General features: G+C 71.4%; 7 protein-coding genes. 4 read left to right on the top strand and 3 right to left on the bottom strand.

What is annotated here, in order from left to right; translation table 11 throughout:
• On the bottom strand, window positions 1-1,415 hold a 1,415-nt coding region (locus tag ACILR4_RS24945), incomplete at its 3' end, for a GAF domain-containing protein (protein ID WP_395703603.1).
• A 287-nt stretch (window positions 1,416-1,702) separates the two neighbouring features.
• Here ACILR4_RS24945 and ACILR4_RS24940 point away from each other — a divergent pair.
• The 4 genes from ACILR4_RS24940 (at window position 1,703) to ACILR4_RS24925 (ending at window position 5,170) form a co-directional block, all read left to right on the top strand.
• Entirely contained in the window at window positions 1,703-2,647 is a 945-nt protein-coding gene (locus tag ACILR4_RS24940; RefSeq protein ID WP_395703602.1) for an ABC transporter substrate-binding protein, read from the top strand.
• A 7-nt stretch (window positions 2,648-2,654) separates the two neighbouring features.
• On the top strand, window positions 2,655-3,434 hold the full coding sequence (locus tag ACILR4_RS24935; protein WP_395703601.1) for an ABC transporter permease: 780 nt from the start codon (window positions 2,655-2,657) through the stop codon (window positions 3,432-3,434).
• Between the two features lie 19 nt (window positions 3,435-3,453).
• Window positions 3,454-4,251: an ABC transporter ATP-binding protein gene (locus ACILR4_RS24930; protein WP_395703600.1), complete on the top strand. Its 798-nt coding sequence runs from the start codon at window positions 3,454-3,456 to the stop codon at window positions 4,249-4,251.
• Window positions 4,252-4,369: 118 nt separating this feature from the next.
• Window positions 4,370-5,170 (top strand): PEP-CTERM sorting domain-containing protein, encoded by an 801-nt coding sequence (locus ACILR4_RS24925; protein ID WP_395703599.1) that lies wholly within the window; start codon window positions 4,370-4,372, stop codon window positions 5,168-5,170.
• A 10-nt stretch (window positions 5,171-5,180) separates the two neighbouring features.
• Here ACILR4_RS24925 and ACILR4_RS24920 read toward each other — a convergent pair whose 3' ends face one another.
• Together ACILR4_RS24920 and ACILR4_RS24915 are read right to left on the bottom strand one after the other, a co-directional pair.
• Window positions 5,181-6,527: a DUF1501 domain-containing protein gene (locus ACILR4_RS24920; RefSeq protein ID WP_395703598.1), complete on the bottom strand. Its 1,347-nt coding sequence runs from the start codon at window positions 6,525-6,527 to the stop codon at window positions 5,181-5,183.
• Entirely contained in the window at window positions 6,527-8,152 is a 1,626-nt protein-coding gene (locus ACILR4_RS24915; protein WP_395703597.1) for a DUF1800 family protein, read from the bottom strand. Before ACILR4_RS24915 ends, ACILR4_RS24920 begins: the two co-directional genes overlap by 1 nt.
• Window positions 8,153-8,222: the final 70 nt, after the last annotated feature.

Here is an 8,222-nt window from a genome sequence, read left to right as displayed (position 1 = left end):
TCCAGCAGCACGAAGCCGATCATGCGTTCGCCGATCAGCATCGGCACGTTCATCAGGCTGCGCGCGCGGTCGGTGCCGGGTCGCACCGCGATGCCGAGTGCCAGCTGCTCGTCGACCGAGCCGACCACCTGGGCCTGGCGGGCCGCGATGAACCTGGCCAGCGGGCCATCGGGCGGCGGCACGAAGGTGTGGAACGGCAGGCGCACGCCGTGCTCGTAGCCGTACATCAGCTGCACCGCCCCGGTGGCTTCGTCGATCCAGCGGATGCTCAGGTCGTCGGTGCGGAACACCTCGCGCAGCTTGTCGCCGACGGCGTCGACGATGCCCTGGAAATCGAGCGACCCGGCCAGGCCCTGCTGCACGCTGTTGATCACGGCCAGTTCGGCATTGCGCTGCCCGGTCTCCCTCTGCAGGCGCTGGGTCTGGTCGAAGCGCTGCGCGCTCTGCAGCGCGACGCCGAGCGCCGCCGCCACCGTGGTGAGCAGGCGCAGCTCGGCCTCGCCGAAGGCGTCGCGGCGGGTGTGGTCCTCGATCGTCAGCAGGCCCAGCACCTCGTCGCTGCCGATGATGGGCACGAACAGGTCGTCCAGCGCCAGCTCGGTGCCGGGCAAGGGCAAGGTGCCCGACACCCGCAGCGGCTGGCGGCTGGCCACGATGCGCTCCCAGGGGCCGCCCGGCGTGGGCGGCTGCGGGGCCACCTCGATGCGTCGGCCATGTTCGATGACGTAGGGGAACTCGATCAGCCCCGTGGCCGGGTCGAACCAGCGGATCGAGATGTCGTCGGAGCGCAGCACCTCGCGCAGCCGCTCGCCCACCAGTTCGACGATGCCGTTGAAGTCCAGGCTGGCGGCGATGCCCTGCTGGATGCGTTCCAGCACCGCCAGCTGCGCCGCGCGGGTCGCCAGCACCTCGCGTTCGCGCTGGGAGGCCAGCGCGCGTGCGGCCTGTTGCGCCAGCAGCGCCAGCCTCTCGGTGTGGCGATGGTCGAAGCGGCCGCGGCGGCCGTCGAGGTCGGCATACAGCCAGCCGAGCAGCGCACCATCGGCCAGCAGCGGCGCCACCAGGCAGCTGCGCTGCTGGCGCGGCGCGGCGCCTGCGGGGCCGTGGCGCAGCGTGGGCGCCCGCGTCCGGCGCGCGGCCTGCAGCCAGGGGCCGATGGCGCGCAGCATCGCGGCCGGCGTGTCCTGCCTTGGCAGCCAGGCCGCGGCCACCACCGGGCCGGAGGCTTCGTCCAGCACCAGCAGCACCCGCTGGGCGCCCAGCAGGCTGCGGGTTTCCCCGAGCAGTGCCTGGTGCAGCGCGGCCGTGCCGGTGCAGGCCTGCAGGCGAAGGCAGGCGTCGAACAGCAGGCCCCAGGCGCTGGTCTCCTCGATGCGCGTGCCGGGGCGTCCGGCCGCGGGGGGTCGCTCGCTCATGGTTGGTTCCTGCCCTCGACTGCGGGCGCCGCGATGTTCTCCCGGCGCCCGCGGGCCGGCAAGTGAACCATGCCGCTCGTCGCGCGGACGATGCGAAGGCCCAACGCCCGGGCGCCGCCGGGCCCTTGCGCAGCCGCCGGCTGGCGCCCCGTACACTACTCGTCTAGACAGGTGCAGGCCAGTTGGCGCAGGACTTGCTGGTCATCGCTGCGGGCTTGCCCGCGTTGTGCAACCCCACCCGCCGACGCACCATCGCGGGTTCCCATGATCGACAGGAGATCGAACGCATGAAGTCGCTGATCGCGCTGGCCGCCGTGGCCTTGCTGAGCACGCCGGCCCTGGCCGAAGACACCAAGGTGGCCATCGGCCTGTCGGGCTGGACCGGCTTCGCGCCGCTGACGCTGGCCAAGGAAGCGGGCCTCTTCAAGAAGCACGGCCTGGATGTCTCGCTGAAGAAGATTCCGCAGAAGGACCGCCACCTGGCGATTGCCTCCGGCGACGTGCAGTGCGCCGCCACCACCGTGGAAACCTGGGTGGTGTGGAATGCCAACGGCGTGGCCACCACGCAGATCTTCCAGCTCGACAAGAGCTACGGTGCCGACGGCATGGTGGTCAAGCCTTCCATCGCCAAGATCAGCGACCTGAAGGGCAAGACGGTGGCCGCCAGCGCGCCCGGCACCGCCCCGTACTTCACGCTGGCCTGGATGCTGAAGAAGAACGGCCTGTCGGTGAAGGACGTGAAGGTGGTGAACCTGGAGCCGCAGGCCGCCGCCAACGCGATGATCGCCGGCACCGAGGGCATCGACGCCGGCATGACCTACGAGCCCTACCTGAGCGCGGTGCGCGCCAAGCCCGAGGCCGGCAAGATCATCGCGACGACGCTGGACTACCCGATGGTGATGGACACCTTCGGCTGCACGCCCAAGTTCCTGGCCGAGAACCCCAAGGCCGCCAAGGCGCTGGCCGACGGCTACTTCGACGCGGTGGCGATGATCAAGGCCGACCCGAAGAAGAGCTTCGAGATCATGGGCGCCGACGTCAAGCAGACCGCCGAACAGTTCGAGGCCAGCCAGAAGTTCCTGCGCTGGCAGGACCGCGAGGCGAACCAGAAGTTCTTCGCCGGCGAGCATGCGGCCTTCAGCAAGGAAGCGGCCGACCTGCTGCTGGAGATCGGCATCATCAAGGCCGCGCCGGACATGTCCAAGCTGGCCGACACCAAGTTCCTGAAGTGATCGCGGCATGAAGCCGCTGCAGCCCGTGACGCCGGGCGCGCGCACCGCGCTCGGCGTGGCCTTCTTCGTGCTGTTCGTCGCTGCCTGGGGCGTGGCCACCTTCGGCGGCTTCGTGCAGAAGACCTTCCTGGCCGATCCGCTGATGATGCTGCGCTCGGGCTGGCGCCTGCTGGTCGAGATGGGCTTCGCGCTCGACATCGGCATGACGGTGTGGCGCGTGCTCGGCGGCTTCGTCATCGCCGCGCTGCTGGCGCTGCCACTGGGCGTGGCGATGGGGGCCTACAAGCCGATCGAGGCCTTCTTCGAGCCCTTCATCTCCTTTGCGCGCTACCTGCCGGCCTCGGCCTTCATCCCGCTGCTGATTTTGTGGGTCGGCATCGGCGAGGCGCAGAAGCTCTCGGTCATCTTCCTCGGCAGCTTCTTCAACCTGGTGCTGATGATCGCGGTGGCGGTGGGCAACACCCGGCGCGACCTGGTGGAGGCGGCGTACACCTTGGGCGTGACCGACCGCAGCCTGATTCGGCGCGTGCTGATGCCCGGCGCGGCACCGGAAATCGCCGAGATCCTGCGCATGGTGCTGGGCTGGGCCTGGACCTACGTGATCGTGGCCGAGCTGATCGGCGCCTCCAGCGGCATCGGCCACATGATCACCGACAGCCAGGCGCTGCTGGCCACCGACCAGATCATCTTCGGCATCATCGTGATCGGCCTGATCGGCCTGGCCAGCGACCTGCTGTTCAAGACCGTCAACCGCAGACTCTATCCTTGGGCTCAGCTGGGCAAATGACTTCCGAAGTGAGCGTCCCATGACTGGCCACGGCAAGCCCCTGCTGCAGGTGCGCGGCGTCTCGCGCCGATTCCAGTCGACCCACGGCGAGACGCTGGCCTTGCAGGCCACCGACCTCGACGTGGCCGAGAACGACTTCATCACCATCCTCGGCCCCAGCGGCTGTGGCAAGAGCACCCTGCTGCGCATCGTGGCCGGGCTCGATGTGCAGAGCAGCGGCGAGGTGCTGCTGGACGGCCAGCGCATCCACGGCCCCGGCGCCGACCGCGGCATGGTGTTCCAGAGCTACACGCTGTTCCCCTGGCTCACGGTGCAGGACAACGTGTGCTTCGGCCTGCGCGAACGCGGCCTGCCGCGCGAGCAGCAACTGGCGATGGCGCAGGACTACATCGTCAAGGTGGGGCTCAAGGGCTTCGAGCGCCACTTCCCCAAGCAGCTTTCGGGCGGCATGCAGCAGCGCACCGCGCTGGCCCGCGCGCTGGCCAACAAGCCGCGCATGCTGCTGATGGACGAGCCCTTCGGCGCGCTCGACCACCAGACCCGCGAGCTGATGCAGGAGCTGCTGCTCGGCATCTGGGAGGCCGAGCGCACCACGGTGCTGTTCGTCACCCACGACATCGACGAAGCCGTGTTCATGGGCAGCCGCGTGGTGGTGATGAGTGCGCGCCCGGGCCGCATCAAGCTCGACCACGAGGTGCCGCTGCCGCACCCGCGGCACTACTCGGTGAAGACCAGCATCGAGTTCGCCGAACTGAAGGCCGCGCTGACCGAGAGCGTGCGCACCGAGGTGCTGGCCGCGCAGGCGGCGATGGCCTGAGGGCGCGGGACGCCGGCTGCATTGCGCTTGCGCAATGCAGCGCCCCTCTGCCCGCGCGAAGCTCCCTCGCAGCCCGGCGGCCGAGGCGGCCGCGGTGCGCAACGCTCGCGGAGGTCCCATGCGCGATGGTCGCTCGTTCGTCACGGCTGCTGCGCTGCTGCTCGGCGCCGCCCTCAGCCCCCTGTCCTGGGCCGCCTACGTCACCGGCTCGGAATTCGTCAACTACCAGCGCAGCACGGCACAGTACACCTCCGGCGGCACCACCTACGGGCCCTACGCCTGGAACGTGCGCTACACGCGCAGCTTCGACGGCACGCGCTTCTCGAAGGACGTGCAGATCGGCTTCGACTTCGACGCCGGGCTGGGCTTCACCGATGCGCAGAAGCAGGACTACCGCCATGCGGCGGAGCGCCAGATCGAGGACATGTGGAACGGCCGGTACTACCTCGAAGACCTGACGACGATGACCTTCTTCCCGCTGGACGTGGACGTCACGCTGGTCGGCCCGCTCGACCAGACCGTGCTGGTGAAGGCCACGCAGGGCGCGGGCGATCCGGGCTACGACATGCTGCACTGGTACACCGACCAGGACACGCCCTCGTTCCAGTCGCACGAGTTCGGGCACATGCTGGGGCTGTTCGACGAGTACATCGGTGGCGCCGTCAATCAGTTTCCCGATCCGCTGCTCAGCGCCGACGGGCTGATGGGCCTGGGCGCGCGCAATGCCGCGCCGGTGATGTACGAGCGCTACTACCAGCAGTACCTGGACTACATGAACCTGCTGAACCCCGGCGGCCGCTTTGCGCTGGTGCCGGTGCCCGAGCCGGCTTCGCTGGCGCTGGTGGCCGTGGCGCTGCTGGCCTTGCTGTGGCAGCGCCGCGGCGGCCGCGCCGCTGGCCTGGCAGGGTCCACTCGATGAGGCCTGGCGCTCAAGCCTGCAGCAAACCGAGCGGGCTGGCCTCGAAGCGCGACAGCCGCTGAAACACCTGCGGCAGCCGCTCGGCCTCCAGCCCCATCCAGCGCATCAGCGCGGCGCCGACCTGGTCGGTGGCCAGCGTCGGGACCAGGCGGCCCGCTGCGCCGGGGTCGGCATCGTCCGGCCCACCCAGCACCAGCTGCGGGAAACGCCCGATCGCCTGGCGGCCGGCCACCGGCCCGCCGAAGGCCCACCAGTGGTTGCCCCAGCCGTGGTCGGAGCCGCCGGCCGTGGGCCGCAGCGTGCGGCCGAAATCGCTGATCACCAGCGTGGCCACCTGGGCATCGAGGCCGGCCGCGAGGGTGGCTGCATCGAAGCCGGCCAGCGCCCGGGCCATCAGGTCGAGCTGCGTGTCCTGGCTGCGGAGGGCGCTGCCGCGTTGCGCCGCGTGGGTGTCGAAGCCGCCCACCGACACCAGGAACACCTGCCGCCGGTAGCCCAGCGTGGCAAAGGCCGGCAGCAGCCGGGCCAGCGTGCGCAGGGGGCCGGCCAGCGCGCCCGGCCCGAAATCGGTGCCCGGCACCGGCCCCAGGGCCACGGCCCGCGCCAGCTCCGCAGCGTCGGCCATCTGGCGCTGCAGCGTGCGTGCGTACTCTGCGCGGTAGGCGTTCTCGTCACCGGGCCGGGCCCATTCCTGCAGCACCTGCGTCATCACCTGCCCGGGCCGTGACAGGTCCGCGCGGCCCCAGGTGTTGAGCGCCCCGGGGTCCTCGCCGATCCACGACACCGGCGTGTTCCGCCCCAGCACCAGCGTGCGCTGGCTGTCGAAGCTGGCGCCGGCCAATCCATGGCGCAGCGGGGCAGGCAGCAATTCCAGCGCGCGACCGGCCCAGCCGCTGGGGTCCTCGCCGCCCTCCCAGCCCTGCTGGATGGCCTGCTGGTCGACATGCGACATCAGCATCGGCGGCACGGCCACCGAGCCTTCGATCACCTGCCGCGCCGTGGCCGGCTCTTCCAGCGGGCCGGCATTGAGCAGCCAGGCCAGCCGGCCGCGGGCATACAGGGGTGCCAGCGGCGCCAGCGCCGGATGCAGGCCGAGCCGGTGGTCGCCGGTCGGGCCGTCCAGCGCCAGCAGGCTGTCGCGCGGCAGCGCCAGCTCGCCGCGCGCCCGTGCGTAGTCGGCGTAGGCGGCGTCGGTGGGCACCAGGCAATTGCTGCCGTCGTTGCCGCCCACCAGGTGCACCACCACCAGGGCCCGGTAGTCGCCGGCCAGGCCCACGGCCGGTCCGCTCAGCAGCCCACCGGCCAGGCCCAGCAGCGGCCAGCGGCCGGCACGACGCAGGTATTCGCGACGGTTCATCACAGCTGCACGCCGAATTCGGGGCTCAACAGCAAGGCCGGCAGCACCCAGGCCAGGCGCTCGACGTCATTGCGGGCGTCGGTGTCGGCCCACAGGCGGGGCAGGGCGGCCCGCAGGCGCGGCGGCATCGCGCCACGGAACCAGCGCCTGCCGATCTCGTCGGCCAGCGCATCGAGCGAGACGGCCGCCAGCGCGGCCAGCGCGGGCAGGTCGCAACCGGCCTCCACCAGGGCCGTGCCCCAGGTGGATTGCGCCCGGCCGAGCGCCGCCATGCGCTGGCTGAACTCCTGCCCGTCCAGCAGGCGCTGTTCGGGCGCGAGCAGGCCGCTGACCGGTGCGGTGTCGCCGGGCTGGTAGAAGCTGAACACGGATGGCGCGTTGAACGGCTCCTGCCGCACCGGCACCAGCCGCGTGCCGTCCGCGGACCGCGGCAGGCGGCGGCAACCCAGGCCGCGCAGCAAGGCCATGTGATGCAGCATCGGCTCGCGCAGCTTGCCGAAGCTGGTCGGGGCCGTGGTCCCGGCATCGCCCCGGCGGGCCTCGCGGTCCAGCAGCACCGCGCGCACCACGGCGCCCAGGTCACCGCGCTGGCCGGCGCCGTTGTCGCGGAACACCCGGGCCACCCGTTCCACGTAGGCCGGCGTGGGCTGGCTGGTGACCAGGTGCTGGATCAGCCGCCGGCTGACGAACGGCGCGGTGTTCGGGTGCGCCACCAGCAGCGCGACGACCGCGTCCAGGTCCTGCGCCGCGTTCTGCCCCGCGGGCAGCACCGTGCCCAGCACCCGCTTCTCGCCCCGGTCGTGCAGCTCGGGTTGATCGGCCACCATGGTGTGCCCCCAGTTGCCCGGGTTCGAAGGCGCGAGGCCCGGCTCTTCGACGAAGGCCCAGCCCGTCAACGCGCGCGCCAGCTCGGACACGTCCTGCTGTCCGTAGGCCGGCAACACGCGGCCCTGGGCGTCGCGCATCGGTGTGCCGTCGAGTTGCAGCCGCTGCGTGCCGATGGAGAACAGCTGCAGCAGCTCGCGCGCGAAGTTCTCGTTCGGCGTGCAGCCCAGGCAGGCGGTGGCGGCACGGTTGCGGCCGTTGTCGAGGTACCAGCCCATCGTGGGGTGCACGGTCATCGCGCGCAGCAGGTCGCCATAGCGGCCGAAGGCATGGCGCTGCAGCAGGTTGGCGTACTCCAGCAGGCCGTAGGGCGCGGCCTTCTGCGCCGAGACCACGAGGATCTGCGACAGCGACCAGGTGACGCGCAGCCGCAGCTGGTCGGGCGCCATGAGGAAGGCCGCGAACAGCCGGTCCTGCATGCCGCGGTAGGCGGTGGCCAGCGAACCGGGTTGCGCGACCTCGTCGAAGTCCCGCAGCGGCAGGCCGTCGAACAGGGTCGGCGGCAGGCCCTGCTGCTGCGAGATCCAGGCGGCGAGGCCTTGCCCGCGCACCGCTGCCACCGACTCGGCGGTGGGGCCGAACGAGGCCTGCTCCAGGGCCCTCGCGGCGGCCAGCGGGCTGCTCGATGCCGCCGCCGCAGCCGGCGCGGCCGCAGCAGTGTGGGTGGGCGGCGCACAGCCGGCCAGCAGCAGCCCGGCGCACAGGCCGAAGAGAGGGGCCAGTGGCCCGCGCTGTGTCAAGAAAGCTCCTCCGTCGCGACCCGGTCGTCCAGGCCCACCGAGGCCGTCTCTTCCTGGTCTGCGAATTGTC

The sequence above is a fragment of the Aquabacterium sp. genome (assembly GCF_044226965.1).
Classification (GTDB): Bacteria; Pseudomonadota; Gammaproteobacteria; order Burkholderiales; family Burkholderiaceae_C; genus Pseudaquabacterium.
The sequence above is the reverse complement of the archived record's forward strand: the minus strand, read 5'-3'. Positions and strand labels throughout refer to the sequence as shown.

Coding starts and splice junctions, on each gene's coding strand:
- ACILR4_RS24940 (WP_395703602.1), top strand. CDS start 1,703: ATGAAGTCGCTGATCGCGCTGGCCGCCGTGGCCTTGCTGAGCACGCCG.
- ACILR4_RS24935 (WP_395703601.1), top strand. CDS start 2,655: ATGAAGCCGCTGCAGCCCGTGACGCCGGGCGCGCGCACCGCGCTCGGC.
- ACILR4_RS24930 (WP_395703600.1), top strand. CDS start 3,454: ATGACTGGCCACGGCAAGCCCCTGCTGCAGGTGCGCGGCGTCTCGCGC.
- ACILR4_RS24925 (WP_395703599.1), top strand. CDS start 4,370: ATGCGCGATGGTCGCTCGTTCGTCACGGCTGCTGCGCTGCTGCTCGGC.
- ACILR4_RS24920 (WP_395703598.1), bottom strand. CDS start 6,527: ATGAACCGTCGCGAATACCTGCGTCGTGCCGGCCGCTGGCCGCTGCTG.